Origin of the sequence: Mycoplana azooxidifex, from assembly GCF_014196765.1 — a bacterium.
GTDB lineage: Bacteria > Pseudomonadota > Alphaproteobacteria > Rhizobiales > Rhizobiaceae > Mycoplana > Mycoplana azooxidifex.
Window position 1 is genome coordinate 328,840 of record NZ_JACIEE010000007.1, and the last position, 24,994, is coordinate 353,833.

Annotated in this window: 23 protein-coding genes; 15 read left to right on the top strand and 8 right to left on the bottom strand. The window is 65.0% G+C overall.

All coding sequences use genetic code 11. From position 1 onward, the window contains the following. Positions 1-21 precede the first annotated feature (21 nt). On the bottom strand, positions 22-270 hold the full coding sequence (locus GGQ64_RS18210) for a heavy-metal-associated domain-containing protein (protein WP_183806725.1): 249 nt from the start codon (positions 268-270) through the stop codon (positions 22-24). A 52-nt stretch (positions 271-322) separates the two neighbouring features. Beyond that, positions 323-985 (bottom strand): TetR/AcrR family transcriptional regulator, encoded by a 663-nt coding sequence (locus GGQ64_RS18215; protein WP_183806726.1) that lies wholly within the window; start codon positions 983-985, stop codon positions 323-325. A gap of 295 nt (positions 986-1,280) precedes the next feature. Here GGQ64_RS18215 and GGQ64_RS18220 point away from each other — a divergent pair, with 295 nt between their 5' ends. From GGQ64_RS18220 to GGQ64_RS18230, 3 genes are read left to right on the top strand one after another with little or no spacing between them, the layout of a single operon-like run. Next, positions 1,281-2,507, top strand: a complete 1,227-nt coding sequence (locus tag GGQ64_RS18220; protein WP_210300309.1) for an MFS transporter — start codon at positions 1,281-1,283, stop codon at positions 2,505-2,507. Next, positions 2,504-3,796, top strand: a complete 1,293-nt coding sequence (locus GGQ64_RS18225; protein ID WP_183806727.1) for a D-arabinono-1,4-lactone oxidase — start codon at positions 2,504-2,506, stop codon at positions 3,794-3,796. Before GGQ64_RS18220 ends, GGQ64_RS18225 begins: the two co-directional genes overlap by 4 nt. Next, positions 3,793-4,962 (top strand): alanine racemase, encoded by a 1,170-nt coding sequence (locus GGQ64_RS18230; RefSeq protein WP_183806728.1) that lies wholly within the window; start codon positions 3,793-3,795, stop codon positions 4,960-4,962. Before GGQ64_RS18225 ends, GGQ64_RS18230 begins: the two co-directional genes overlap by 4 nt. Positions 4,963-5,030: 68 nt before the next feature. On the opposite strand, the gene repC is transcribed toward GGQ64_RS18230, so the two are convergent. From repC to gcvA, 5 genes are all read right to left on the bottom strand, one after another. Beyond that, positions 5,031-6,230, bottom strand: coding sequence for a plasmid replication protein RepC (gene repC / locus GGQ64_RS18235; protein WP_246422748.1), 1,200 nt, complete (start codon positions 6,228-6,230; stop codon positions 5,031-5,033). A gap of 338 nt (positions 6,231-6,568) precedes the next feature. Continuing rightward, positions 6,569-7,816: a plasmid partitioning protein RepA gene (gene repA, locus GGQ64_RS18240; protein ID WP_183806730.1), complete on the bottom strand. Its 1,248-nt coding sequence runs from the start codon at positions 7,814-7,816 to the stop codon at positions 6,569-6,571. Between the two features lie 302 nt (positions 7,817-8,118). Beyond that, positions 8,119-8,577 carry a MarR family winged helix-turn-helix transcriptional regulator gene (locus GGQ64_RS18245; protein ID WP_183806731.1) on the bottom strand — a complete coding sequence of 153 codons (459 nt, stop codon included), beginning with the start codon at positions 8,575-8,577 and terminating at the stop codon, positions 8,119-8,121. 224 nt (positions 8,578-8,801) lie between these two features. Then, a complete protein-coding gene (locus GGQ64_RS18250; protein ID WP_183806732.1) occupies positions 8,802-9,977 on the bottom strand; it encodes an aminotransferase in 1,176 nt (391 codons plus the stop codon). Positions 9,978-10,006: 29 nt separating this feature from the next. Then, positions 10,007-11,029, bottom strand: coding sequence for a transcriptional regulator GcvA (gene gcvA / locus GGQ64_RS18255; RefSeq protein WP_183806733.1), 1,023 nt, complete (start codon positions 11,027-11,029; stop codon positions 10,007-10,009). 185 nt (positions 11,030-11,214) lie between these two features. Between gcvA and speB the strand changes: the two genes are divergently transcribed. The 5 genes from speB (at position 11,215) to GGQ64_RS18280 (ending at position 16,258) form a co-directional block, all read left to right on the top strand. Then, on the top strand, positions 11,215-12,273 hold the full coding sequence (speB, locus tag GGQ64_RS18260) for an agmatinase (protein WP_183806734.1): 1,059 nt from the start codon (positions 11,215-11,217) through the stop codon (positions 12,271-12,273). A gap of 66 nt (positions 12,274-12,339) precedes the next feature. Beyond that, positions 12,340-13,428, top strand: coding sequence for an ABC transporter substrate-binding protein (locus GGQ64_RS18265; protein WP_210300310.1), 1,089 nt, complete (start codon positions 12,340-12,342; stop codon positions 13,426-13,428). 141 nt (positions 13,429-13,569) lie between these two features. Continuing rightward, complete coding sequence (locus GGQ64_RS18270; RefSeq protein WP_183806735.1) at positions 13,570-14,607, top strand: ABC transporter ATP-binding protein; 1,038 nt, start codon at positions 13,570-13,572, stop codon at positions 14,605-14,607. Next, complete coding sequence (locus GGQ64_RS18275) at positions 14,604-15,458, top strand: ABC transporter permease (protein WP_183806736.1); 855 nt, start codon at positions 14,604-14,606, stop codon at positions 15,456-15,458. The genes GGQ64_RS18270 and GGQ64_RS18275 overlap by 4 nt, the downstream gene beginning before the upstream one ends. After that, complete coding sequence (locus tag GGQ64_RS18280; protein ID WP_183806737.1) at positions 15,455-16,258, top strand: ABC transporter permease; 804 nt, start codon at positions 15,455-15,457, stop codon at positions 16,256-16,258. The genes GGQ64_RS18275 and GGQ64_RS18280 overlap by 4 nt, the downstream gene beginning before the upstream one ends. 29 nt (positions 16,259-16,287) lie before the next feature. Here GGQ64_RS18280 and GGQ64_RS18285 read toward each other — a convergent pair whose 3' ends face one another. Further along, on the bottom strand, positions 16,288-17,397 hold the full coding sequence (locus GGQ64_RS18285) for a histidinol-phosphate transaminase (RefSeq protein WP_183806738.1): 1,110 nt from the start codon (positions 17,395-17,397) through the stop codon (positions 16,288-16,290). Positions 17,398-17,523: 126 nt separating this feature from the next. Between GGQ64_RS18285 and GGQ64_RS18290 the strand changes: the two genes are divergently transcribed. The 7 genes from GGQ64_RS18290 to GGQ64_RS18320 all read left to right on the top strand — a co-directional run bounded on the left by GGQ64_RS18290 (position 17,524) and on the right by GGQ64_RS18320 (position 24,965). Beyond that, positions 17,524-18,291: an SDR family NAD(P)-dependent oxidoreductase gene (locus GGQ64_RS18290; protein WP_183806739.1), complete on the top strand. Its 768-nt coding sequence runs from the start codon at positions 17,524-17,526 to the stop codon at positions 18,289-18,291. Between the two features lie 182 nt (positions 18,292-18,473). Beyond that, positions 18,474-19,592 carry an ABC transporter ATP-binding protein gene (locus tag GGQ64_RS18295; RefSeq protein ID WP_183806740.1) on the top strand — a complete coding sequence of 373 codons (1,119 nt, stop codon included), beginning with the start codon at positions 18,474-18,476 and terminating at the stop codon, positions 19,590-19,592. Positions 19,593-19,626: 34 nt separating this feature from the next. Then, positions 19,627-20,733: an ABC transporter substrate-binding protein gene (locus tag GGQ64_RS18300; RefSeq protein ID WP_183806741.1), complete on the top strand. Its 1,107-nt coding sequence runs from the start codon at positions 19,627-19,629 to the stop codon at positions 20,731-20,733. 107 nt (positions 20,734-20,840) lie between these two features. Beyond that, positions 20,841-21,785 (top strand): ABC transporter permease, encoded by a 945-nt coding sequence (locus tag GGQ64_RS18305; protein ID WP_183806742.1) that lies wholly within the window; start codon positions 20,841-20,843, stop codon positions 21,783-21,785. Beyond that, a complete protein-coding gene (locus GGQ64_RS18310) occupies positions 21,782-22,582 on the top strand; it encodes an ABC transporter permease (protein WP_183806743.1) in 801 nt (266 codons plus the stop codon). Before GGQ64_RS18305 ends, GGQ64_RS18310 begins: the two co-directional genes overlap by 4 nt. A 37-nt stretch (positions 22,583-22,619) precedes the next feature. Next, positions 22,620-23,948 (top strand): histidinol dehydrogenase, encoded by a 1,329-nt coding sequence (hisD, locus tag GGQ64_RS18315; protein WP_183806744.1) that lies wholly within the window; start codon positions 22,620-22,622, stop codon positions 23,946-23,948. 3 nt (positions 23,949-23,951) lie between these two features. After that, positions 23,952-24,965 (top strand): zinc-dependent alcohol dehydrogenase, encoded by a 1,014-nt coding sequence (locus GGQ64_RS18320; protein ID WP_183806745.1) that lies wholly within the window; start codon positions 23,952-23,954, stop codon positions 24,963-24,965. Positions 24,966-24,994: the final 29 nt, after the last annotated feature.

Consider the following 24,994-nt stretch of genomic DNA (forward strand, 5'->3'; position numbering starts at 1 on the left):
CGGCCGACGCCAAGGTCGAGATCAGGCCGGTTTCGACCCGACATTTCCGTCCGCAGCCTCCAGCACCACCGGCGTATAGCCTTCGGCGGCGATGACATCGGCCACGACCCGGGCGTCGACGCGGCCGGAGATGGTGACGCGGTGGGTGGCGATATCGGCTTCGACCTTCGCATCGGGAAAGGCGGCCTCGACGGCGGACGTTATGGTGCGGGCGCAGTGGCCACAGGTCATGTCCTCGACGGCAAGGGCAAGGGTCGGTTCTTCGGGCATCTCGTCTTTCCCTGTTGAATGGCTCAAGGTGGAGCCATGCCACGTGGGAAGGTCAAGCGCTTTCCTGCGCGTCCTGGCTGCCGGCGGGACAGAAGCTCGCAAGCTGGCCATGGATGATGTGCTTGAAGTCGACCAGCATGTTCTCCGCCTCGTCCGCCGGCAAGTTGATAGCCAGGCGGACCATGCTTCCGGCCAACTGGAACAGCAGGAACACGAGACGCCCGAAGCGCTCGCGGTCGCCCTCGACCACCAGATGCGACGACAGCTGGCAGAACAGGTCCGCCTGGCGCCGCGTCTCGGTGATGTCCATGTTCTGCAGTTCCTTGTCGGCCTGGATCGCATTGAGCAGATCCTGGATGGCGGGGTCGCCGGCCACCCGGAGATAATAGCTATCGAGAATGCCGTCAGCGGCGTCGCGGACGTCCGACATATCCGTCAACTTGGAGAGGCTGGCCCCGATGCCGGCGCGCGTCGCAGCACTGTATTGTTCGTACAGCATCGCGATGATGGCCGACTTGTTCGGAAAGTACTGGTAGACCGACGCGATCGGCCCGCCGGTCAGAAGCGCCACCTCGCGCATCGTCATTCCGTCGATGCCCTTTTCGCCGATCAGTTGCTTTGCAACGCGCAGAATCTCCTCGACGCGCTCCCGGCTACGTTCCTGCTTCGGTTTGCGCCGCAGGCGCTGCGCCAGATCATCGGCGTCTGCCGTCATACCTGCCTACCCTCGTCTCTCTTCTCGCCTGTTTCCGTTGAGGAAATTGCGTCGCCGCGCTGGACGCGGCGGCAGCGAGACATCATCATGATACCCCACTAAAACAGTTCAAACTTAAGGAAATATTCCCATCGCCATTCGGAGCGTCCCAAAATAGACCAACGATTTGGCTGCCTCCATGACGACAAAGCGCGATACGGCAATTTGTCATTGACAAGCCAGGGGCGACCCATCAGGCTTTGGAGATATGATACTCTATCATATTTTGGCGGTATTGGGGCAGGAGGCCGTCTGAGTGGTGGACAGCGCAGGGGAGGGACTTCCGGCCAGCGCATGGATCTGCGGTCACCCGCGTCCCGGCCAGGTCGCTGCAGTCCTCTGGACCGGTTCGGTCGGCCTGCTCATTCTCGGCCTTCAACCCATTTTGCTCGGTGCACTCTTTGCCGACCAGCGCATGACGTTCGACGAGCTGGCGCTTGCCGCGACCCTCGAGATGGTCGCGATAGCAGCGGGTTCGGTGGTCATGGCGCTGGTCCTCGCACCCGACCGCCTGCGCCCGAAGGCCACGACCCTGTTGCTCGTACTCGCGCTGCTCGGTCATCTGACGGCGACCGCATCCTCCCCGGAACTGCTCATCGGCCTGCGCACGCTTGCGGGCCTCGCGGAGGGGGGTCTGGTGGCGATCGCCACGGAGCTGATCGCCCGCTCAACGCGACCCGAGCGTCTCGGCGGCATCTTCCTGACCCTGCAGACCGGCGCCCAGTGCGTGCTGGCCGCGGTTCTCGCGCTCGCCGTCATCCCCGCATTCGGCTCGGCCGGCGGCTTCGAGGCGTTGGCCCTGCTGACGATCGCCTCGCTCGCTGCCGTCCCCTTCCTGCCCGGCCACTACGAGGCGATCCCCGAAAGCCTCCAGGCCAATGCCGGGATCGGAGGGCCGATGGCATTGCTGTCGCTCGCCGTCATCTTCACGTTCTACCTGTTCATCGGTGCCCTGTGGGCCTTCCTCGAGCCGCTCGGCCAGGCGTCGGCGCTCACGGCGCAGACAGTAGGGCTGATTGCGGCCGTGGCACTGGCGGTGCAGGTGGCAGGCGCCTTCACCGCCACGCTGGTAGAGAGGCGGCTGGACTACAGGGTGGCCGTCGCCCTGTCGATCGCGGGCGCGCTCCTGGCAGCCTGTCTCTTCGCTGCCGTCCCGAATGCCGCCCTATTCTGGTTCGCAGCCCTTCTCACCGGCTATGTCTGGCTTTTTGTCGTGCCCTACCAGATCCGGATGACGATCGTCGCCGATCCCAGCCGGCGCACCGCACTGCTTGTGCCTGCAGGCCAGCTTCTCGGCGCGGCGATCGGCCCGATCGGGGCAACGCTCCTGACGTCCGGGCGGGGCGTCAGTGCCGTGCCGCTCTTCGGCATCGGCTGCCTCCTCGTATCGCTCGTCCTGCTCTTGGCCTTTTGCCTCCTCGACGCGCGCAGGCGGCCAGCGGGCACATCCGTCATTCGCCAAGACGAGGGCAACAGCGCATGAACCAGACCGCCAACAATGCCTGGAGCAACTGGTCTGGCAGCGTCATCGCCAGGAACGCCAAAGTCACAAGACCGCGCGGGCTTGCCGAGCTTGCCGATACGATCAAGACGGCGCCCGGTCCGATCCGGATCGCCGGCGCAGGTCATTCCTTCACGCCCCTGGTCGAGACCGAGGGCACAATTCTCGACCTCGACCGGTTCCAGGGACTAGTGTCCCACGACGCGATCGAGCTGCGGGCGACGGTGGGCGCGGCGACGCGTCTCGGTGACCTCACCAAGCAGCTTCACGCAATAGGGCAGGGGCTGCCCAACATGGGCGACATCGACAAGCAGTCGATCGGCGGCGCGCTCGGCACGGCGACACATGGCTCCGGTCCTACGCTCGGCGCCTATCACACCCAGCTTCGCAAGATCGAGATCGTGGACGGCCGCGGCGAGGTGCGGCGCTACGACGTCGAGACCGACCGCGAGACGATTGAGGCCACCGGCGTGACGCTCGGCGCCTTCGGAGCGCTGACGGAGGTGACGCTGCAGAACGTGGCGACCTACCGGCTGCGCCGGCGCCGCTGGGTCGTGCCGATCGGCGATATCCTGTCCGGCTTCGAGAGCTTCATGAACGGGCACAGATCGGCCGAGTTCTACTTCATTCCCTTCTCCGGACATGCGTTGCTGATCACCAGCCACCCGTCCACCGCAGACGTCACGCCGCGCCCGTCCGAGCAGGACGAGGAAGGACTGTCGACGCTGAAGAGACTGCGGACCTGGCTCGGATGGTTCCCGCCGTTGCGGCGTACATTGATCGGTGCGGCGCTGGCGCGTTTGCCCGAGGAGGACTACGTCCAGGATTGGCTCCACGTCTATGCCAGCGACCGGCGCCGCAAGTTCAACGAGATGGAATATCATCTGCCGTTCGAAGAGGGGCCGAAGGCCCTGGCCGAGATCATCGCGCTGTCGGAGAAGCGCTTCCCCGAAGTCTATTTCCCCATGGAGGTGCGCTCGGTGGCGGCGGACGACTTCTGGCTCAGCCCGTTCTATCGGCGCAAGACCTGTTCCATCGCCATCCATCACGATGCAGCCGAGGATCCCAGGGCCTTCATGAGCGCGGCGGAAACAATCTTCCGGCGCTACGGCGGACGTCCGCACTGGGGAAAGATGCATAACCTGACCGCCGCCGACCTTGCCGCCCTCTATCCCCGATGGAAGGACGCCATGGAGGTTCGCCGAGAATTCGACCCGGACCAACGCTTCGTCTCTCCCTACCTTGCACGCCTGTTCGGTCTTTTTGCATGAAGAGAACCGCCTATTTCGGCATGATGTCGGCCGCACTCGAGGAAGCAGGCATCTACCGGCCAGCGCTCGTCATCGATCTCGAGCGTCTGAACGCAAACCTCTCCATCGTTCGCGAAGCGATGCGCGGCGGGCCTGCGATCCGCCTCGTCGACAAATCTCTTCCCTCGCTCCCCCTTCTCGGGCATGCGATGCGCATCCTGCAAACAAGACGGATCATGACCTTCCACCTGCCCGTGACGATGGCGGTGCTCGGCGAATTTCCCGATGCCCATGCCTTGCTCGGCAAGCCCATGCCGATTGCGGCGGTTGCGCAAGCCTTTGCCCATGCCGGTCCGGATCAGGCCAGCGCTCTCGCCGCTCGGGTCACGTGGCTGATCGACACCGAGGCGCGGCTTGCGCAATATGCGTCCTTCGCCCGCACGCTCGGCAAGCCGTTGCACGTCGCTTTCGAGATCAATATAGGCATGCAACGCGGCGGGTTCGACACGCCCGCCGACCTGGCCAAGGCCGTCAGCGCTGCGTCCGGGAAACCGTACCTGCGTTGCGAGGGTCTGATGGGATACGAGGCCCATGTCCCCGCCATTCCCTCCCTGTTCGGCGGCCCGGAAGCAGCCCTTCGCCGGGCCCAGGCCCGGTTCTACGATTTCGTCGCAGTCCTTCCCGCCGGGCAACGGGCAATCCTCAACACCGGCGGAAGCCAGACAGCCTTTTCGCATGCCGGCAACAGGGTCGCCAACGAGGTCTCGATCGGATCCGCGCTCGTCAAGCCGATGGATTTCGACCGACCAGGACTGCGTGCGCTGGCGCCGGCCATCTTCATCGCAACGCCGGTGCTGAAGGTACTCAAGACCCGGTTGCCGGGCCCACGCCTGATGTCTGCCCTCGTCCAGGCGCTCGGCCTCTTCCCGCGCAACGGCTGTTTCCTCTATGGCGGCAAATTCATGGCCCAGCCTGTCCACCCGCCGGGCCTGAAGCGGAACGGGATTTGGGGCGATTCCTCCAATCAGCAGCTGATGGGGTTTTCTGCGGCCTATCCGGTCACGCCCGACGACCTCGTCTTCTTCCGGCCAACCCAATCCGAAGCGGTCCTGCAGCAATTCGGCCCACTTCAGATCATGGAAAACGGGCGGATCACCAGCGAATGGCCCGTCCTGCCAGCGGGATAGTGCCGGCCCGCAGCCCCGCTGTTGCATGCCTCCGACGAATATTGTCAACCACATCAAGGAATCCCCGCTCATTCGAGCGCCTTGATCATCGGCAGGACCGAGAATTGCTTCGTCTCGGCCTTTCGCGTCAGTTCCCGCAGATATCCGCCCGGAGAACGGATCTGGTCCGAACGTTCGAGCACGGCGGCGATCACGACCGCCGCCGCGCCGTCGCCCATGGCAGTGCGCGCCTTCTCATAGGCATCCGGCGAAATCCCGAGCATCGATCGGACGAGTGACGCCACCTTGATCAGGTCCGCCCAGCTAGAAATACCTTCCTTCGCGTAGGAACCGATTTCGGGGCACGCAGCCAGGACGCGCTTCAGGCTGACAGCAATACCCCTGCGCTCCGGCTCGGTCTTGTCCGCCGGCCGCGCCTCTTGGTTTATGTCATGGCCTTTTAATTCAAGTGTATGGTCTGGATTTGAATTCTGAATATGCCGCTCAGTTTGATCGTCATTGGCGCTCATTTCTTCGTCTGTGAGTGAAATGAGGTAGTCGTCCTCGACGCCGCGCCGGAGCGCGAGCAGCGCCGTCTTCCGTTCGTTCAGGGTTTCTGCCGGCGTCACGCGGCCCAGTCGTCCCGAGAGGCCGGCAAGGGCCAGATGGTGCTCCAGCCAGGGGCCCTTGCGACCTTCGGCAAGGGCTGCCTCGACGATCTTGGCGATGTCGCGCAGGTGCAGCGTCACCTCGGCGCGCAGCGTATGGATACGTCTCGCCTCGGCGCGAGCATGCTCGGCCCGCTCGTGAATGTCGGAGGCCATCAATGCCAGGGGCGCCATGTCGAAGCCGAAGGCGTCCTCCACCACCCCACGGTCGTCGCGCCGGCAGTAGCGCTTGCCGTTGGGGCTGTCGCGACGAAGGATCATGCCCGCCTGCTGCAGCATCGCCAGGTGACGCCTCAGCGTCGCCGGAGCCATCCCCCGCGAGCGTACCGACAGTTCCGCATTCGAGGGAAAGACCACGATCGGCGTCCGACCGTCGAGGATCCGGTCCGGGTGGAAGCTCAGGAGTGCCTCCAGCACGGCGAGCGTGCGGTCCGACAGGCCATAGTGCTCGCGCGCCTCCGTCAAGGAGCGCAGCAACTGCCACTTCTCGCTGGTGCCGTTGTCGTTGCCGCCCCCGTCGGCGGCGAGGCGCGCCTGGGTATCCGCAACATGCTTCTGCATTGCAAACACGCGCGCAGTCATCCTGCCGCCGCCAAAGGGCGTCGTTGCCAGTCTCTCCATCATGGTCATCCCTCTCAAGGAGGCAAGAGGCCGGACCTGACGCCGCACCAAAGCGATCGCACGTTCACAGGGAGCGCGCGCGAAGGCTCCAATCCCTTGGGAAAGGAGCGTTCCTGTCGATCCGCCTCAGTCGGCAGGCAACAGGATATCGGTTCCGCGACGGGAGAAATCCGCGCGGACTCTTGACTTTGGCTGTTGGAAGTGATTCTCTTGAATTGCTACATTGAAGAGGGCTTCCGGAATGGCGACGTTTTGGAGGCCTTTTTTCTTGCGCTGATCCTTTCCCGTTTCTGCTTCATCATGCCCGGCCGCTCATCGTGTCCGGCCGGACGCAATTGCTATGCGCCGCGCCCCCAGGCCCGCAGTATCAGCCCTTCGATTTCGGCGTTAACGGCGTTCATGCTTTCCATCGCCCGATCGTAGGTCGCGCGGGTGAAATTCTCCCGCCCCACCTCGTAGAGCGTCTCCTTGGTCAGGCCCGCATCCGAGACCGCTGTCGACTTCACCATCGGCGAGGTCAGCACGCGGTCCGCAAACAGCGAGCGCATCAGTCCGACGATCTGCGCCTGCGGTCCGTCATTGGGCTCGAAGCGGGTGACGAGGTAACGCAGGAAATCGAAGTTCAGCCGGCCGCCCGCCTCGCGCACCACGCCCAGGAGGTCGGACGTCATAAACAGAAACTGGTTCATCGAGGCGACATCGAGCATCTGCGGGTGCACGGTGACGAGCACGGACGTCGATGCGCACAGGGCGGACAAAGTGAGGTAGCCGAGCTGCGGCGGGCAATCGAGCACGACGACGTCGTAGTCCTGTTCCACCGTCCGCAGGGCCGCGTGCACCCGCGCAAAGAACAGCGGCTGCCCCGGCGCCATCGTCTGCCGGCTGGCCAGCGCCCGCGGCGTCACATGCTCGAACTCCTGCAGTTCGAGGTTTCCCGGAACGAGATCGAGGCCGTCGAAGTAGGTCTTGCGGATGATATCCTTCAGCGGCCGCGCTTCGTCGTCATAGCGGATCGCGCCGTAGAGCGTGTCGTTGCCCTCCAGGTCGATCTCAGGCTGGTAGCCGAACAGGGCCGACAGGGAGGCTTGCGGATCGAGGTCGACGGCGAGGACGCGATAGCCCGCAAGGGCGAGATACTGCGCCAGATGCGCAGCCGACGTCGTCTTTCCGGAGCCGCCCTTGAAGTTCGTCACCGCAATCACCTGCAGGTGTTCGCCGCTGGCGCCGTCACGCCACTTGCGATAGCCGCGGGCCTTGGCCCGGTTGCCCTTGGAAAGGGCCTGGTCGGCAAGGTGCGCGCGCAGCGCGTTGATGTCGGTCAGGGAATAGAAGCGGCGCCCGCCCGGTCCCGTGTCGGGCTGCGGTCCCTCGCCCGCCAGCGAGAGTTGGCGAAGATAGCCGTCGGAAACACCGATCAGCCGTGCCGCCTCGCCGGACGTGAAGCTGCGCAACACCTTCCGTGCGGTCGGCGGAAAGAAGCGCTCGCGCATGGACTTGAGCTGGGCCGACAGAATGCGCGCGTCGGAGGCGATCGCCTCGTCGGCGGTCGGTTCCGCACCCGTCGTCATGTTCGGCGACATCGCCATCCGCGTCCTTCTCCCATCCGGTTGCGTCCCGTCCGTATCCCGCCCTGCCGGGCAGACCGGAGGGATAGAAGTCAGCACCGGCCCTTTCGCGCCCATGCGCATACGTCGTACGGTCGATGTAACAGGCAGATGCCAAGGTTACGGGAAAAACCGAATTGAACATCATTTTCCGTTAGGGACGGTGCGGCGATTCCCGGTTGCCGTCAAGGCATATTTGGCCGGGGCTGGGCCGGAGCGCCGTGGGACACAGAGTCATTTCCTCGGCTTAAGCCAAAAACCGGCAGCCGGGCGGCCATTGGCCATCATATGGCCAGCCGGGACAGCAAGAGAATTAAGGCTTCCCGCGCTTCGCGTCCCCCGAGCCGGGCGGTGCATTCCGCCTCGAATCGCGCCTCGGCCTGGCAGATCTGCTCGACGAATTCCTCGCCTGCGGGGGTGAGGTACAACGCATTGGAGCGCCTGTCTTGCGGCGACGGCCGCCGCTCGGTCAGAAGCCTGCGCTCGAGCGCATTGATCAGGGGCACGAAGTTGGCGCGCTGGATGCCGAGCGCATCGGCAATTTCCGTCTGCTTGCGGCCCGGGTTGGTCGCGACCAACAACAACACGCCGTATTCGCCGGGCGTGACACCAAAGGGGGCAAAACGCATCTGGAAGCGACGTGCCAGGAGGGACTGGGAGCGCTTGATCTGAAAGAGAACACTCCGCTCGATCGAGGCGTTGTCGAGTTCCTCCTGTCCGATGATTTCCAGCGTGGTGTCCATCAAGGCGCCTCCCACGCCAGTGCCGGAAGTGAGGGTCCACTCAATCGAAGCGATTGGCAATATGCAAAGTCGGAGTAGTAGGTACCCGCTTGGGGATAAATGACGTCGCTCTTATATGCCCTCCATCCTACCGCCCGCCCTGTCTTCCGCCTTGTCAAACCCCGGAAGTGCGGGGCGCGAACCCGAAGGACCGCGCCGCGCTTCGGGGATCGCCGCGGATCGGCTCACACCGGACCGCCGAATTCCTGTAGCCGCTGTCGCAGGAGTCCGATCGTCGGCGCGCCTGCGTTGGCGAAGGCAAAGCGCAGGTAGCGTTCCTGCCCCGGGCCGAAATAGCTGCCGGGGAGGCAGAGGATGCCGGCTTCCTTTGCCAGCCTCTCGGCAACCTCCGTCGACGTCCTTTCTGGGAAAGGATGGCGGATGAAGGAGAAATAGGCGCCGACGGCACCGATCGACCAGCCGTTCAGCCCCTCCATCGTCTCCTTCAGCGCCGTTGCGCGACGGGCGATCTCCAGCCGGTTCTCCTCGCGCCATGTGGAAAGAAGCGGCAGCGCCTCTGCGACGGCGGCCTGTGGTGATCGCGGCGGGCAGATCTGCACGTTGTCCATGACCTTGGCCACCTGCTCCACGACCGAAGGGCTCGCGGTGATGGCGCCCAGCCGGTGCCCCGGAATGCAGAACGCCTTAGAGAAGCTGTAGAGACCGATCAGCGTGTCCTGCCAGCCGGCCTTGTCGAACAAGCCGTGCGGGCGAACGCCGGCCTCGGGCAGGAAGTCGCGGTAGGTTTCGTCCAGAATGAGCCAGACGCCGCGCGCTTGGCAGAGATCGAACACGGTGGAAAGAAGCTCCGGCGAATAGACCGCACCTGTCGGATTGTTAGGCGAGACGAGCGCAAGCGCGCGGACATCCGGTGTCATCGCCGCCTCGATCGCGGCGAGATCGGGCTGGAAGCCGTTGTCGGGATCGCAAGGTGCCAGCCTCACCTTCACGCCCAGCATCGCAAGTGTGGTCTCCTGGTTGAAATAGTAGGGATCGGTCATCAGCACCGTATCGCCGGCGCCTGCGACCGCCATTGCGGCACAGATGAAGGCCTGGTTGCAGCCGGCCGTCACGTGGATGTTCTCGGCGCCGAGCGCAGCACCGTAGACGGAGGCGACATGGGCGCCATAGGCCTGCCTAAGCGCATCCTCCCCCTCGATCGGGCCGTAGCCGGTATAGGCGGTGGAGGCCGCATATTCTCCGAGCCGGCGCAGCATTTCCGGATGGGCGGGATAGCCGGGCACCGCCTGCGACAGGTCGATCATCGGCCCCTTGCTGCCGTCATAGCTTCTGCCCCAGGCAAACACGGTGGGGATGGGCGGCGCAGCAAGGTTCGCAACGAGGGGATTGAATCTGGGCATGGGATAGGTCCTTGCAAGGGATAGACGCCTCAGGCGCGTGTCTTGCTTTTTCGAGTGTTGTCGTGTGGACGTGTACGCGGCGAGGAAACCGGTTGATAGCCTTCGCCGGTGCGGCCGCCGCGCGTGCGCAACAGCATGCGCGCGGACGTCTGCGGCTCGGGCAGGCCATCCTCCTGGAGCGAGGCGAACAGCCAGTCGATGAAGACCTTGACGATGGGTGCTGCGCGCACCTCCTGTCGGCAGGCGACATAAAAGGCATCGTTTGCGGGAACCGATAGGTCGAACGGCACGACCAGTTCGCCGCGCGCGATCAGGCTTGCCGCGGTGATCGTGTCGCCGAGCGCGATTCCTTGCCCGTGAAGTGCCGCCTCGGTGGAAAGACGCGCGTCGCTGGTGAAGAGCTGCTGCCCCCTGGCGAGATCGACCGCATCGGCCGCGGCGAACCAGGTGTTCCACTCCCGCCCGTCACGATCGCCGTGCAACAACATGTGGTCGGAGAGATCGCGCACGGAACGAAGTGGCCTGCTGTTGAGCAGGGTCGGGCTTGCGATCGGGAAAAGCCGCAGATGGCTCCAGAGACGGGTCCAGCAGTCGGGCCAATTGCCGTCCCCATAGAGGATCGACACGTCGACGTCGCGCGAGAAGATCTGCGCCGGTTCGTTGGCGGCGACAAGGCTCAGCTTCACGTCGGGATACTGCTCGGTGAAGCGGTTGAGGCGCGGGACGATCCAGAACGAGAGGAGGGCCGGCACGCAGGTGATCGTGAGCGAACCGCTCGTCGCCGGGCGCTTCATCAGGGCCGTGGCGGCCGCGATGCCGCCGAAGGCCTCCGTCACCGCCGGCAAAAGCAGCGCGCCCTGCGACGTCAGCTTCAACCGCTTGCCGCCGCGCTCGAACAGAACGGCGCCAAGCGATTCCTCGAGCGCCCGGATCTGGTGGCTGACGGCGCCATGCGTCACGTTGAGTTCGCGGGCCGCGGCCGTGACCGAACCACGCCGGGCCGCCGCCTCGAAGGCGCGCAACGGATTGAGGGGCGGCAGTCGGTTCGACATGGCGATCGGGACGGATTCTTATGTGAAATTTTCTCACATAAAAAGCTATAACATTGTCAATTGATTTTCTAGCCGTTTTGCGACGTAATCATGACAACAAGGGCAAAAGCCCGGGGGAACGACACTATCGGCAGCCAGACCAGGCTCCCCCGCTTGCCCTATTGCGACCAGAAGCGAGGCGGACGATGGCATTCGACGACAGCAAGCTCCAGGCATTGCGGGAGAAATTCGGCGACGGACACGGCGGCGACATCTTCGATCCGGCCTTCCGCAAGGTCGCCGACAAGATCTTCTCCAAGAGCGGCACGCGATTGGCGCCATTTGCCGGCGTGCCGACATTCCTGTCCGCACCGCATATGCCGGTTGACGCCGAGAACCCGGACTTCGGTAATCTGCAGGTGGCGATCACCGGTGTTCCGATGGACCTGGGCGTCACGAACCGCCCCGGCTCGCGCTTCGGGCCGCGCGCCATGCGCACGATCGAGCGCATCGGCCCCTACAACCATGTACTCGACTGCGCCCCGGTGCAGGAACTGCGCGTGGCCGACATCGGCGACGTTCCCTTCCGCAGCCGCTACCGGCTGGAGATGAGCCATGAGGATATCGAGAAGCGCTTCAACCAGATCGTCGACGCCGGCGTGATCCCGCTCGCCGTCGGCGGCGACCATTCGATCACCCATCCGATCATGAAGGCGGTCGGCAAGGACAGGCCGGTCGGGATGATCCACATCGACGCTCATTGCGACACGAGCGGCTCCTTCGACGGCACCAAGTTCCATCACGGCGGCCCGTTCCGCAACGCCGTGCTCGACGGCGTCCTCGACCCGACGCGCACGATCCAGATCGGCATCCGCGGGTCGTCGGAATATCTCTGGGAGTTCTCCTATGAATCCGGCATGACCGTCATCCATGCCGAGGACGTCTCCGGCATGGGTATCCCCGCGATCATCGAGAAGGCGAAGGCGATCGTCGGCGACGGCCCGACCTACCTCTCCTTCGACATCGACAGCCTCGACCCGAGCTTCGCGCCGGGAACGGGAACGCCGGAGATCGGCGGCCTGACCACCCGCGAAGTGCTGGAACTGGTGCGCGGGCTGAAGGGCATCAATCTCGTCGGCGGCGACGTCGTCGAGGTCGCCCCGCAATATGACGCCACCACCAACACCGCGCATGCCGGCGCCCAGGTGCTGTTCGAAATCCTGAGCCTGATGGTGTTCAGCCCTTCCGTCATCGCCAAGGCTTGACTTGCAATATAAAATGGGAACAACCCGGCGGCCGGAAGCCGTCTGGCAAAGAATGGAGTAAGGACAATGCGTGATATTCTCAACGCCACCGTGAGCCGCCGCGGCGTGCTTGGCGCCGGCATGGCGGGCGCGTCGCTTCTGGCGATGCCGTCGATCCTGCGCGCGCAGGAAAAGTCCCTGAAGGTCGGCGTCTACGGCGGATACTTCAAGGATTCGTTCGACAAGAACATCTTCCCCGAATTCACCAAGGCGACCGGCATCGCCATAGAATCGATCGCGGAACCGACGGGCGAAGCCTGGCTGGTCCAGCTCGAGCAGGCTGCACGCGCCGGCCAAGCTCCGGCCGACGTCTCGATGATGTCGCAGGTCGCCATGCTCAAGGGACAGGCGACCGAGCTCTGGGCGCCGTTGGACATGGGCAAGATCAAGAATGGCGCCAACCTGATCGAGCGCTTCGTCAACAAGTATCCGGATGGCCGAGTTGCCGGCATCGGTGCCGTGGCCTGGTACATCACGCTCGTCACCAACACCGCCGTCTTCAAGGAAGCGCCGGAGAGCTGGGCGGCCTTCTGGGATCCGGCGAACGCCGACAAGCTCGGCCTTCTGGCGCTCGTCTCCAATTCGTTCCTGCTGGAAGTGACCGCCAAGACCTTCCTCGGCGGCACAAATGTGCTCGACACCGAGGAAGGCATCCTGAAGGCTTTCGACAAGCTCGCCGAAGTCAAGCCGAACGTGGCGCTCTGGTATCGCGACGAAGCCCAGTTCGAGCAGGCGCTGAAATCGGGTGAGATCCCGATGGGCCAGTATTACCATGACGTCACGGGTCTTGCCGCCGCCGACGGCCACCCGGTCCGCTCCACCTTCCCGAAGGAAGGCGGCATCCAGGATTCCGGTTGCTGGGCGCTGTCGCGCGCTTCGGAGAAGGTCGAGGAAGCGCATGTCTTCATCGATTACATGAGCCAGCCGGCGATCCAGGCGACGCTGTCGCGCAAGGTCGGCACGGCGCCGACGGTCAGGCGCGACCTGCTCGACCTGACGGATGCGGAATTCGCCGCCGTCTCCTCCGACATCGAGCCGATCATCCCGCGCTACGACATGTACCAGACGAAGTCCGACTGGCTGAACCAGAAGTGGACCGAACTGATCGTCGGCTGAGGTCGCAGCCCCTCATCCGGCCTGCCGGCCACCTTCTCCCCGTGAACGGGGAGAAGGAACAAACGGCAGCCTCAGCGCATGGGTTAGGGTGAGGGGCAGTCCAAAACCCGAAGGCTCGCAGAACTGTAGAGCGGAGACCACATGTCCGGCCTGACACTCCAGAACGTCACCAAGGAATTCGGCACTTTCACCGCTGTGAAGAATGTCGATCTCACCGTTCCGCACGGCACCTTCGTCTGTCTGCTGGGTCCGTCCGGCTGCGGCAAGACCACGCTGATGCGCATGATCGCCGGGCTGGACCTGCCGACGGACGGTGCGATCCGGCTGGACGGCGCCGACATCACGCGGGTGCCGACGCACAAGCGTGACCTCGGCATGGTGTTCCAGTCGCTGGCGCTGTTCCCGCATCTGACGGTAGGCGAGAACATCGCCTATTCGCTACGCATCCGCGGCGTCGGCAAGGAAGACCAGAAGAAGCGCGTCGACGAGCTTCTGTCGATGATCCATCTGTCCGGCTATGCAGATCGGCCGGTGGCAAAGCTCTCCGGCGGCCAGCGGCAGCGCGTCGCCATTGCGCGCGCACTGGCGATCTCGCCGAAGCTGTTCCTGCTGGACGAGCCGCTTTCCGCGCTCGATGCGAAGCTGCGCGAGGCCATGCAGGTGGAATTGCGCCAGTTGCAGCAGCGCCTCGGCATCACCACGATCGTCGTTACCCACGACCAGCGGGAAGCCATGACCATGGCCGACACCGTCGTCGTTATGAACAGCGGCGAGATCCGCCAGGCGGCGGCCCCGGTCGAGATCTACCGTCGCCCCGCCGATACCTTCGTCGCCGACTTCATCGGCATGACGAACCTCATCGACTTCTCCGCAGACAGCGCCGGCCGCGCCACGGTGCTTGGCACGGTGGTGGAGAACCTCGCCGTTCCCGCAGGCCTTTCCAGGGGCGTGCTTTCCGTGCGCCCCGAGGACGTTCACCTGACCGCGCCCGGCCATGGCGCGATTGACGCGAAGGTCACCTTCGTGCGCGACCTCGGCGGCACGATCGAGACCTTCGTCGAGGGCGGCGGCAAGCAGATCGTCGCCGTTTCCATGCCGAACGCGCGCCCGGACGTGAGCGTCGGCCAGGACGTCGGCATCAAGCTCTCGTCCGATGCCTGCGTGGTGCTGAAGTCATGAGACGCGAAGCGCCGCAGAGACTGGCCGACTACGGGCCGCTGCTGTTTCCGGCAGGCATGCTGATCGTCTTCTTCGTCATCCCGTTCGCGACGATGATCGCGGTGTCCTTCTTCCAGCGCGATCCGGCCGGCTTCTATTCGACGGCCTTCGTGTTCGACAACTATGCCCGCTTCCTCAGCCTGTTCTTCGGCAAGGTGCTGGGCTTCTCGCTGTTTCTGGCAGTGACAGTGGCAATCTGCTGCGTCGTGATCGCCGTTCCCTTCACCTACCTCTTGTCGCGCGCCCGCCGCAGGACGCAGGTCCTGTGGCTCGTTGCGCTGCTGTCGGTGCTTTCGCTTTCCGAGGTCATCATCGGCTTCGCCTGGTCGACGCTGTTCTCGCGCACGGCGGGCATCACCAACCTTCTCGTCGCCATCGGGCTGATGAGCGAACCGGTGGCGCTGAACCCGAGCTTCGGCGCGGTGCTGACGGCGATGGTCTACCAGGCGCTGCCCTATACCGTGCTGGTACTCTATCCCGCACTCGTCCGGCTCGACCCGACGCTGACGGAGGCCGCGCGCACGCTCGGCGCGTCGCCGGTCAAGTCGTTCTTCACCGTCGTCGTGCCGGCGCTGCGCAACACCATCGTCGCGACACTGATCATGGTATTCATCTTCGCGCTCGGCTCCTACCTGCTGCCGCAGATCCTCGGCCGACCGCAGCATTGGACCTTGTCGGTCCTGATCACCGACCAGGCGATCTATCAGTCCAACATGCCGTTTGCCGCCGCCATGGCCGTGTTCCTCGTGCTCGTCACGCTCGGCCTCGTCGGGCTGACGCTCATCGCCACCCGCAAGGGAGAAGCCGCATGACCACGTTTCTCCAGCGCCTCTATCTCGGCCTCGTCGGACTGTTCCTGTCGCTGCCGCTGATCGTCGTCGCCGGCGTCTCGGTCAACGAGAAGCAGACGCTCGCCTTTCCGCCGCAAGGCTTCTCGCTCTCCTGGTATGGCGAGATCTTCGCCAATCCGGAGTGGCGCAACGCACTTCTCGCCTCGATTACGCTCGCCGCGGTCTCGGCGGCACTGGCGCTTGCGATCGCGCTGCCGCTCGCCTGGTTCCTTTGGCGGCGACATGCGCCCTGGGCCAACATCTTCCAGCTTCTCGGCATCGCGCCCTTCACCCTTCCGCCGGTCATTACCGCGCTCGGCCTGCTCACCTTCTGGGCCACGACCGGCTTCTACGGCCAGCCCTGGACGGCGGCGATCAGTCACGCGATCTTCTTCGTCACCCTGCCTTTGGTGACGCTGTCGCTCGGCTTCTCCTCGATCGACCGTTCGCTGGTCGAGGCGGCCGCGACCATGGGCGCCGACGACCGGACGATCTTCCGCACCGTCGTGCTGCCGCTGATCCTGCCCTACCTCGTCTCGGGCTATGCCTTCGCCTTCGTCTTGTCGCTGAACGAATACATCGTCGCCTACATGACGGTCGGGTTCACCATGGAGACGCTGCCGATCAAGATCTTCAACGCGCTGCGCTACGGCTACACGCCGACCATGGCGTCGGTGACGATCCTGTTCGTGGCGATCGCCGCCCTGATCTTCGGCCTCGTCGCCCGCTTCGGCGACCTGCCGAAGCTGTTGGGGGCCATGGCGAATACGGACAAGCAATAGACTCGCACCGCGAGTATTGTTGCGGCAGATTATGCAGGGCTCACCGCTGCGAGCGCTGCGAGGAAGTGGTCGTTCTCGACCGGGCTGCCGATGCTGACGCGGACGAAGGTTTCGAAACCTGGTTGCTTCCACGGCTTGACGATGACGCCGCGCGCGAGCAACGCCTCTGCAAGCACCGTCGCATCCCGGCCGGCGTCGAAGAACAAGAAGTTGCACTTCGACGGCGCGACCCGGTAGCCGAGGTCGAGCAGCGCCTGCCCGATCCGATCCCGCTCGGACAGCGCCATGGCGACCGAAAGGCCGAGATGCCCCGGGGCGGCAAGCGCGGCAAGTGCCGCCGCCTGGGCGACGGCGTTGGTGTTGAACGGCGTCCGGGCGCGGTCGAAGAAGCTGCAGAGTGCGGCCGAGCTCGCAATGCCGTAGCCGATGCGAAGGCCAGCCAGCCCGTAGGCTTTGGAGAAGGTACGAAGCACGGCCCAGTTCAGCGGCGTGTCGCGCAGCAAATCGACCGCCGAGGGATAGTCCTCGCCGGCAGCATATTCGGCATAGGCCTCGTCGACGACGACAAGCGTATCCTGGTCGACTGCCGCGATCACGCGGTCGAGCTCCGCCGGTGTCAGCCACGAACCGACCGGGTTCATCGGATTGGCGAACAAGAGCATGCGCGGCTTGCGGCGCGCCGCCGCCACGAGTGCGTCGACGTCGATCGTCAGGTCCGCTTTCACGACGACACGATCGATCCGCCCGCCCATCAGCGCCGTGTAGTCCTCGTGCAGCGGGAACGACGGATAGAGTGTTGCGATCGTATCGCCCGGGCGCACCACCGAACGGCAGATGACGGCGATCAGGTCCTCCGAACCGTTGCCGAGGATTACCTGGCCGTCCTCCACGGCGAACCCGCGGGCGATCTCGGCCGCAAGCGCCCGCCCACTCGGGTCGGGATAGAGCCGCGCCAGTTCATGGAACGCCGACAGCACCGATGCGACGCTTGCCGAGGGACCGTTCGGGTTCTCGTTCGAGCCGAGCTTGGCCACCACTTCGACACCATGACGCCTGCGCACCTCGTCGATGGTCAGGCCGGCATTGTAGCGGGCAATGGTGCGAACCTCCTCGCGAATGAGGCTTGAAGGATCTGCCATTTGCGTATTCTCCATGAGCATCGTTTTGAAGCTGCCTATAGGCCGGCATCTCCAGTCTGTACATATGTATAGACATGTAAAGCGTTTAATGCTGTGATCCGGCAACCAGCCATGAAAGGAGCCGCCATGCCCCGCCCCCTGTTCGATCTCGCCGGTCGTCGCGCACTGGTGACGGGCGCCAGCCGCGGCATCGGCCAGGCGATCGCCGTGGCCCTGGCCGGAGCGGGCGCCGATATCGCCGCGACCGCCCGGAATTTGCAGTCACTTTCCGAGACGATCGCCCTGGTCGAGCAGGCCGGCGCGAAATGCGTGGCGCTGGCGCAGGACGTGCGCGACGTCGGCGCATCCATGGCGACAGTAGGGGAGGCGGCAGAGGCGCTCGGCGGACTCGACATCCTCATCAACAATGCCGGCTTCGAGAGCGTCCGGCTTTCGCTCGACATCGACGAGGCGCTGTGGGACAGCATAGTCGACACCAACCTCAAGGGCGCCTTCTTCTGCGCCCGCGCCGCAGGCCGCATCATGGCGGAGCGGGGCGGCGGGGCCATCGTCAATCTCTGCTCGCTCACTTCCTTCGTCGGCATTCCGACGGCCGTTCCCTACGGCGCCTCGAAGACCGGCCTGCTCGGCATCACCCGTGCGCTGGCGACGGAATGGGCCGCGTACGGCATTCGCGTCAACGCGATCGCGCCCGGCTATTTCCGCACCGCCATGACGGAAGTCTTCTATGAGGACGAGGCCTGGCAGGAGCGCATGCTGGCAAAGATCCCGCAAGGGCGCTTCGGCGGCGAGGGCGATATCGGCGGAGTCGTCATTTTTCTGTGCAGCGATGCCGCAGCCTATATCACCGGCCACTGCATTCCGGTGGACGGCGGCTACCTGGCTTCGATATGAGATCGGGAGGCTCGGTCGTGTGCGCTGCACAATATTACGGCAGATCGTAAAGAAGCACATTTTACGCGCAGATGCGGTTGACGCGGCTTGTACGTATTTGTATAGACAAGTTCAATATCGGCGATGGGCCTATCTACGCCCGCCGGCAGCGAACGAGGCCCGTAAGGGCAGGGGAAACATTGATGGCAGTTGCTTCCGCCGAGCCCCGCGATTCCATCGCCGTCTCCGTCCGGGACGTCGGCATGGTCTTCGGTGACGTGCATGCCGTGCGCAATGCTTCCTTCGACCTGCCGAAGGGCAAGTTCCTCACCATCCTCGGCCCCTCCGGTTCGGGAAAGACGACGCTCCTGCGCATGATCGCCGGCTTCGATGCGCCCACCAGCGGCGAGATATACATCAACGACCGCCCCGTCAGCGCCGTTCCGCCCCATCGCCGGGCGATCGGCATGGTGTTCCAGAAGCTGGCGCTGTTCCCGCACATGACGGCGGCCGAAAACGTCGCCTTTCCCTTGAAGATGCGCCGTCACGATGCCCGCGCCATTCCCGGGAAGGTCGAGCGTTATCTCCATCTCGTGCGCCTCGGCGGCTACGGCGGCCGGCGTATCAACGAGCTGTCCGGCGGCCAGCAGCAGCGCGTGGCGATCGCCCGGGCACTGGTGTTCGAGCCGGACCTGCTCCTGCTCGACGAGCCGCTCGCAGCGCTCGACCGCAAGCTTCGCGAGGAGATGCAACTGGAGTTCCGCCGCATCCAGAAGGAACTCGGCGTCACCACCATCAACGTTACCCATGACCAGCGCGAGGCGCTCGTCGTCTCCGACGAGGTGATCGTCATGGAAGGCGGCCTGATACAGCAGAAGGCAGAGCCGGTGCACGCCTACCGCGCCCCCGCCAACGCCTTCGTCGCCAACTTCATCGGCGTTACCAATTTCATCGAGGGCATCGTCGCCACCCGCGACGGCGCTTCGGTATCGGTCAGCGCCCATGGGCGCACGCTTCCCGGCGTCGCTGTCGAAGAGACGTTGGCCGCCGGCGACGCCTGCGCGGGTGCCGTCCGCGCCGAGCAGATCCGCCTCGCCCCGCACGCAGAAGCACTCGGCAATCTCGAGACCCTCGTCGAGGGCACGGTTGCCGATGCCATCTTCGAGGGCGAGCGCATCGTCTACGAGGTGCGGGTGCCGGGCCTTGGCGGCCAGCTCGTCCGCGTCTTCGACCACGATCCCGTCAACCACCTGCAGTTCAGCCCGGGCGATTCCGTCTGCCTCGGATGGAATGCGCGGGACATGCATGTCTTCAAGAAGTAAACCAGTGAAGGTTTCGGCCAGAGGAGAACGCACGATGTCACATGAGAAATTCCTGACCACTGAAATCCGCCGCCGCACGCTGCTAGCCTCGATGGCGGCCGTTGGCGCATCTGCCACGTTCGGCACCGGCAAGGCCTTTGCCCAGGAGCCGGAAAAGCCGGCGGAGATCATCGTCCGCGCCTGGGGCGGCAGCTGGGTCGACAGCCTGAAGGCTGGCGTGTCCGACAGCTTCACCAAGGCGACCGGCATCGCCGTCCGCCACGACCTGACCGAGGACAACGAGATCCAGCCGAAGGTCTGGGCCGCGGTCGCGCAGAATCGCGTGCCGCCGATCCACATCAACTGGGACACCACGACGAATGCCACCAAGTCGGCTCTACGTGGCGTCACGGAAGACCTTTCCGATCTTCCGAACCTGAAGAACACCACCGAGCTTGCCAAGCCGGTCGGGCTGGACGGCTATCCGATCGTCAACACCTACGGCTATGTCTACGTGCTGGCCTACCGCCCTTCGGCCTTCCCGAACGGCGCGCCGAAGTCCTGGAAGGACCTGCTCGACCCGAAGCTGAAGGGCCGCATCGCGCTCTATAACGACGGCATCGGCTTCCACTTCCCCGCCCAGGTCGCCGGCGGCGGCAAGCTGGAGGACATTCCGGGCAACATGCAGCCCGCCTGGGACTTCATCAGGCAGATCAAGGCGCAGGAGCCGCTTCTGGGTGAAGATCCGGACTTCACCACCTGGTTCCAGAAGGGCGAGATCGACGCCGCCTGCACGATTTCCACCAACGCCCGCGAAGCCAGGAAGAACGGCATCGAGCTCGCCTGGGTCGTGCCCGAGGAAGGCGCCAAGTTCGATACCGACGGCCTGTGGATCCCCAAGGGCCTGCCGGAAAACGAGCTCTACTGGGCCAAGCAATACATCAACCACGCCCTGACCAAGGAAGCCCAGCAGGTCTGGCTGGACGGTCTCGGCCTTCCGGGCGTTGTCCCCGGCCTGACCCCGCCGGCCGACCTTGTCGGCGACCCGTCCTATCCGACGACAGAAGAGGACTTCAAACACCTCATCCGCATCTCGTCCAAGACCCAGGTCGAAAACGAGAGCCAGTGGTTCGGCAAGTTCAAGGAAATCATGCAGGGCTGATTGCCGGCACTTCCCGCCGCGACTTCGTGCGCGGCGGGGCTCCTGGCGGGCAGGCACCCGCAGATCAGGCCATGGCCTCCAGGGCAGTTGGAAGCAGGACGGAAACGATGCGCAAATCCCGTGTCGCCTATCCATTGACGTGGCGCGTCATGGACGGGCTCGAAGGCCTCGCCGCCCGCCTCTGGCCGGCACGCTTCGAGAAGGGCTTGCCCTATCTCATGCTGGCACCGGCGGTGCTGCTGGTCGGCATCCTGGTGCTGGGCCTCGTCCAGATCGGCGATTCCAGCCTGCGCGTTCTCGACACCTCAACCTTCCTGATGTCGGAAGACCTGACGCTTGCCAACTACCATCGGGCGCTGACGGAGAGCTTTTTTGCCACCGTCGCCGGGCGCAGCCTGCTCGGCTCGGTGATCGTCACGATCGTTACCCTGATCTTCGCCTTTCCCTACGCCTACCTGATGGTGCGAACGCCGTCTTCGGCGCTGCGCAAGCTCCTGCTGGTGGCGCTGTTTCTGCCCTTCTTCATCGGTCAGGTGGTGCGCGCCTACGGATGGCTGATCATCCTCGGCAACCAGGGCATGGTCAACGAGGCGCTCGGGCTCGTCGGCGTGGCCCCGATGCGGCTCCTCTACAACTATCCGGCCGTGCTCTTCGGCCTCGTCCAGTACATGCTGCCCTTCGCCGTCCTGATGCTGGCGCCGGCGCTGACGGCGATCCCGGCCGAGCTGGAATCAGCAGCAAGCTCGCTCGGGGCCAACTGGCTGCGCACCTTCCGCCATGTCGTCCTGCCGCTCGCCCGCCCTGGCCTCGTCGGCGCCGGTCTCGTCGTCGTCACCCTGTCGCTCACCGATTTCGCCATTCCGGCGATCCTCGGCGGCGGCACGCAGGATTTCATCGCAAACGCCATCTACGACCAGTTCTTCCGCACCTCCGACCAGGGCATGGGCGCCACCCTTTCCCTGATGCTGGTCGCTGTCGGCTCGCTGCTGGTCGGCCTCGTCTTCATGCTCTTCGGCGCCGGTACACTCGCCATGACGGGAGAGCGCAAATGACCGGTAGCCGCAGCAAGTCCGCCGTCATCTGGGCCTTCGTCGCAACCGCGCTCGTCATGCTGTCGGCGCCGACGATCGTCGTGCTCGGCGCCTCGTTCACCGCCGGCAACATCATCACCTTCCCTCCGGAGGGCCTGTCTCTCAAGTGGTACGGGGCTATCCTGCAGGCGAGCGACCTGCGGCAGGCCTTCGTCCGCTCGCTGATCGTCGCCACCATCTGCACGCTCGTCTCCATCCCCGTCGGCACGCTGGCGGGCATTGCACTGGCCAAGTACCGGGTCCGCTTCGCACGCTCCATCCAGATCTACCTGCTCCTGCCGTTCACGATCCCGCTGATCGGCTCGGGCATCGGCATGATGCTGGTGTTCGGCAACATGGGCGTGCTCGGCAAGCTCTGGCCGGTCGGCATCGCCTGCTGCGTCATCAATCTTCCCTTCATGATCTGGGCGGTGACGGCGAGCGCCAGCAACCTCTCCCCCGATCTGGAGCTGGCCGCCGCCAATTGCGGCGCGCCGCCGTTGCAACGCTTCCTCTACATCACGCTTCCCGCCGTTTTACCGGGCGTCATCACCGGCTCGCTGCTGATGTTCATCCTGGCGCTGAACGAGTTCCTGGTCAGCCTGCTGCTGGTCGATGCGCGCAGCGTCACCCTGCCGGTGCAGATCTACAATTCCATCCGCTCGATCATCACGCCGGACCTCGCCGCCATATCCGTGGTCTTCATCGCAAGTGCCGCGATTGCGATCGCTGTGCTCGACCGGCTGGTCGGGCTCGACATCTTCCTGAAATCGAAATGACGGCGCGGCCCGTGCGGCCGGCACGAAGGAAAAGACCATGACTGAGGTGTCATTCTACGAATACTCGAAGCTCTCCGCCGATGAGAAGGCAGCCCTGCTGCGGCGCTCGGAGACCGATATTTCCAGCTTCATCGAGAAGGTCGCGCCGATCCTCGAAGCCGTGCGCACCGAAGGCGACGCAGCCCTTGCGCGTTTCGGCCGGGACCTCGACAAGGCCGCGGTCACCGAGGCGAACCTCAAGGTCACCGAGGCCGAATTCAATGCTGCCTTCAAGCTCGTCGACGACACCGTCATCGACTCAATCAAGTTCGGCATCGAAAACATCCGCCATTTCCACGAGGAGCAGAAGCCCGAGGCGATGTGGCTGAAGGAGATCCGGCCCGGCGCCTTTGCCGGCGACCGCTTCACGCCGATCAAGTCCGTGGCGCTCTACGTTCCCCGCGGCAAGGGCTCATTCCCGTCGGTCACGATGATGACCTCCGTGCCGGCGGTGGTCGCCGGCGTGCCGGAGGTCGCGATCGTCACCCCGCCGGCGCCGGACGGCACGGTGGACGCGGCAACGCTGGTCGCAGCCCGGCTTGCCGGCGTCGAGACGGTCTACAAGGTCGGCGGCGCACAGGCCGTCGCCGCCGTCGCCTACGGCACCGAGACCGTGAGGCCTGCGCTGAAGATCGTCGGCCCCGGCAGCCCCTGGGTCGTCGCCGCCAAACGCGCGCTTTCCGGCGTGATCGACACGGGCCTTCCGGCCGGCCCCTCCGAGGTCATGATCCTCGCCGACGACACCGTCCATGGCGGCCTGGCAGCACTCGACCTGCTGATCGAGGCCGAGCACGGCCCGGATTCGTCGGCCTACCTCGTCACCCACAGCCGCCGCGTCGCCGAAGAGGCGCTGGCAGCGCTCCCCGATCACTGGGGCAAGATGACCGAGCAGCGCGTCGCCTTCTCCAAGGCCGTGCTGACCGGCAAGACCGGCGGCATCGTGCTGACGTCTTCCATCGAGGAGAGCTACGCCTTCGCCAACGCCTATGCGCCCGAGCATCTGGAACTGCTTTCGACCGAGCCCTTCATTCATCTCGGCCATATCACCGAAGCCGCCGAGATCCTGATGGGCACGCACACGCCGGTCAGCATCGCCAACTTCTCGCTGGGGCCGAACGCCGTGCTGCCAACCAGCCGCTGGGCGCGCACCTTCGGGCCGTTGTCGGTCACCGATTTCGTCAAGCGCAGTTCGATCGGCTACGTCACCGCGCCCGCCTATCCGGAGTTCGCCCGGCATTCACACAACCTGGCGCTCTACGAAGGATTTTCCTCGCACGCGCTCGCCGTCTCGCCGCTGCGCGACACCTATCTGAAGAAGGATGCCTGAGCGATGAAGGCCGTCCGGCTGTACGATGCCATGGACCTGCGGGTGGAGAAAGCCGAACGCCCCGGCACCCCGCCTGCCGGCTTCGTCAATCTCGACGTCCGCGCGGCGGGCATCTGCGGATCGGACCTGCACAACTATCGCACCGGCCAGTGGATCAGCCGCCGCCCCTCCACCGCCGGCCACGAATTCTGCGGCAGGGTAATCGCGGTGGGCGAGGGAGTGTCCGATCTATCCGCTGGTGACCTCGTCGTAGCGGATTCGCGCTTCTGGTGTGGCGAATGCCCCGCCTGCCGGAGCGGCCGCAGCAACGTCTGCGAGGCGCTCGGCTTCGTCGGCGAAGTCTGCGACGGCGGCTTTGCCGAAGCCGTCCAGCTTCCGGCACGCCTGCTCGTGCGTCACGAGGCATCGTTGCCGGCAAGGGTCGCGGCGATGGCCGAGCCGCTCGCAGTCGCCCTGCACGCCGTGCGCCGCCTTGCCCCACGCACCGGCGAGCCGGTGCTCGTCGTCGGCTGCGGCACCATCGGCGGCCTGACCGCGCTGCTGCTTTCAGACCTCCACGACGGCCCGCTCCTGCTCTGCGACCGCAATGCGGCCCGGGCGGAGACAGTCGCGCAGTTGACCGGCGGCCGGACCGTCACGCTCGATCCCGAGGCCGTCGCTACCGCACTGGGCGACGCACGGCTGCGCCATGCGGTCGATGCGACCGGAAGCACGGCGGCGATCGCCGCTGCGCTCGAGCTTCTTCACGGCGGGGGAACGCTGGCGCTCGTCGGCATAAGCCACGGCCGGCTCGACTTCGATCCGAACGTCCTGGTCGAGCGGGAAATCGCGCTGGTCGGCTGCCATGCCTTCGCCGACGAGCTGCCGGAGGCGGTGGCGCTTCTGCCGCGGCTCGCCGATCGGCTGGCTCGTCTGAGCGAGGTGCTGCCATCGCTCGATGCGGTGCCCGATGCCTATGAAAGGCTGCTGAAGGGTGAAACCGCAGCACTCAAGACCATCGTGGCAATTGCCGACTGACAAGCGACACCGTCCGCTGGCTTGAGCGG

Coding starts and splice junctions, on each gene's coding strand:
- GGQ64_RS18210 (WP_183806725.1), bottom strand. CDS start 270: ATGCCCGAAGAACCGACCCTTGCCCTTGCCGTCGAGGACATGACCTGT.
- GGQ64_RS18215 (WP_183806726.1), bottom strand. CDS start 985: ATGACGGCAGACGCCGATGATCTGGCGCAGCGCCTGCGGCGCAAACCG.
- GGQ64_RS18225 (WP_183806727.1), top strand. CDS start 2,504: ATGAACCAGACCGCCAACAATGCCTGGAGCAACTGGTCTGGCAGCGTC.
- GGQ64_RS18230 (WP_183806728.1), top strand. CDS start 3,793: ATGAAGAGAACCGCCTATTTCGGCATGATGTCGGCCGCACTCGAGGAA.
- repC (WP_246422748.1), bottom strand. CDS start 6,230: ATGGAGAGACTGGCAACGACGCCCTTTGGCGGCGGCAGGATGACTGCG.
- repA (WP_183806730.1), bottom strand. CDS start 7,816: ATGGCGATGTCGCCGAACATGACGACGGGTGCGGAACCGACCGCCGAC.
- GGQ64_RS18245 (WP_183806731.1), bottom strand. CDS start 8,577: ATGGACACCACGCTGGAAATCATCGGACAGGAGGAACTCGACAACGCC.
- GGQ64_RS18250 (WP_183806732.1), bottom strand. CDS start 9,977: ATGCCCAGATTCAATCCCCTCGTTGCGAACCTTGCTGCGCCGCCCATC.
- gcvA (WP_183806733.1), bottom strand. CDS start 11,029: ATGTCGAACCGACTGCCGCCCCTCAATCCGTTGCGCGCCTTCGAGGCG.
- speB (WP_183806734.1), top strand. CDS start 11,215: ATGGCATTCGACGACAGCAAGCTCCAGGCATTGCGGGAGAAATTCGGC.
- GGQ64_RS18265 (WP_210300310.1), top strand. CDS start 12,340: ATGCGTGATATTCTCAACGCCACCGTGAGCCGCCGCGGCGTGCTTGGC.
- GGQ64_RS18270 (WP_183806735.1), top strand. CDS start 13,570: ATGTCCGGCCTGACACTCCAGAACGTCACCAAGGAATTCGGCACTTTC.
- GGQ64_RS18275 (WP_183806736.1), top strand. CDS start 14,604: ATGAGACGCGAAGCGCCGCAGAGACTGGCCGACTACGGGCCGCTGCTG.
- GGQ64_RS18280 (WP_183806737.1), top strand. CDS start 15,455: ATGACCACGTTTCTCCAGCGCCTCTATCTCGGCCTCGTCGGACTGTTC.
- GGQ64_RS18285 (WP_183806738.1), bottom strand. CDS start 17,397: ATGGCAGATCCTTCAAGCCTCATTCGCGAGGAGGTTCGCACCATTGCC.
- GGQ64_RS18290 (WP_183806739.1), top strand. CDS start 17,524: ATGCCCCGCCCCCTGTTCGATCTCGCCGGTCGTCGCGCACTGGTGACG.
- GGQ64_RS18295 (WP_183806740.1), top strand. CDS start 18,474: ATGGCAGTTGCTTCCGCCGAGCCCCGCGATTCCATCGCCGTCTCCGTC.
- GGQ64_RS18300 (WP_183806741.1), top strand. CDS start 19,627: ATGTCACATGAGAAATTCCTGACCACTGAAATCCGCCGCCGCACGCTG.
- GGQ64_RS18305 (WP_183806742.1), top strand. CDS start 20,841: ATGCGCAAATCCCGTGTCGCCTATCCATTGACGTGGCGCGTCATGGAC.
- GGQ64_RS18310 (WP_183806743.1), top strand. CDS start 21,782: ATGACCGGTAGCCGCAGCAAGTCCGCCGTCATCTGGGCCTTCGTCGCA.
- hisD (WP_183806744.1), top strand. CDS start 22,620: ATGACTGAGGTGTCATTCTACGAATACTCGAAGCTCTCCGCCGATGAG.
- GGQ64_RS18320 (WP_183806745.1), top strand. CDS start 23,952: ATGAAGGCCGTCCGGCTGTACGATGCCATGGACCTGCGGGTGGAGAAA.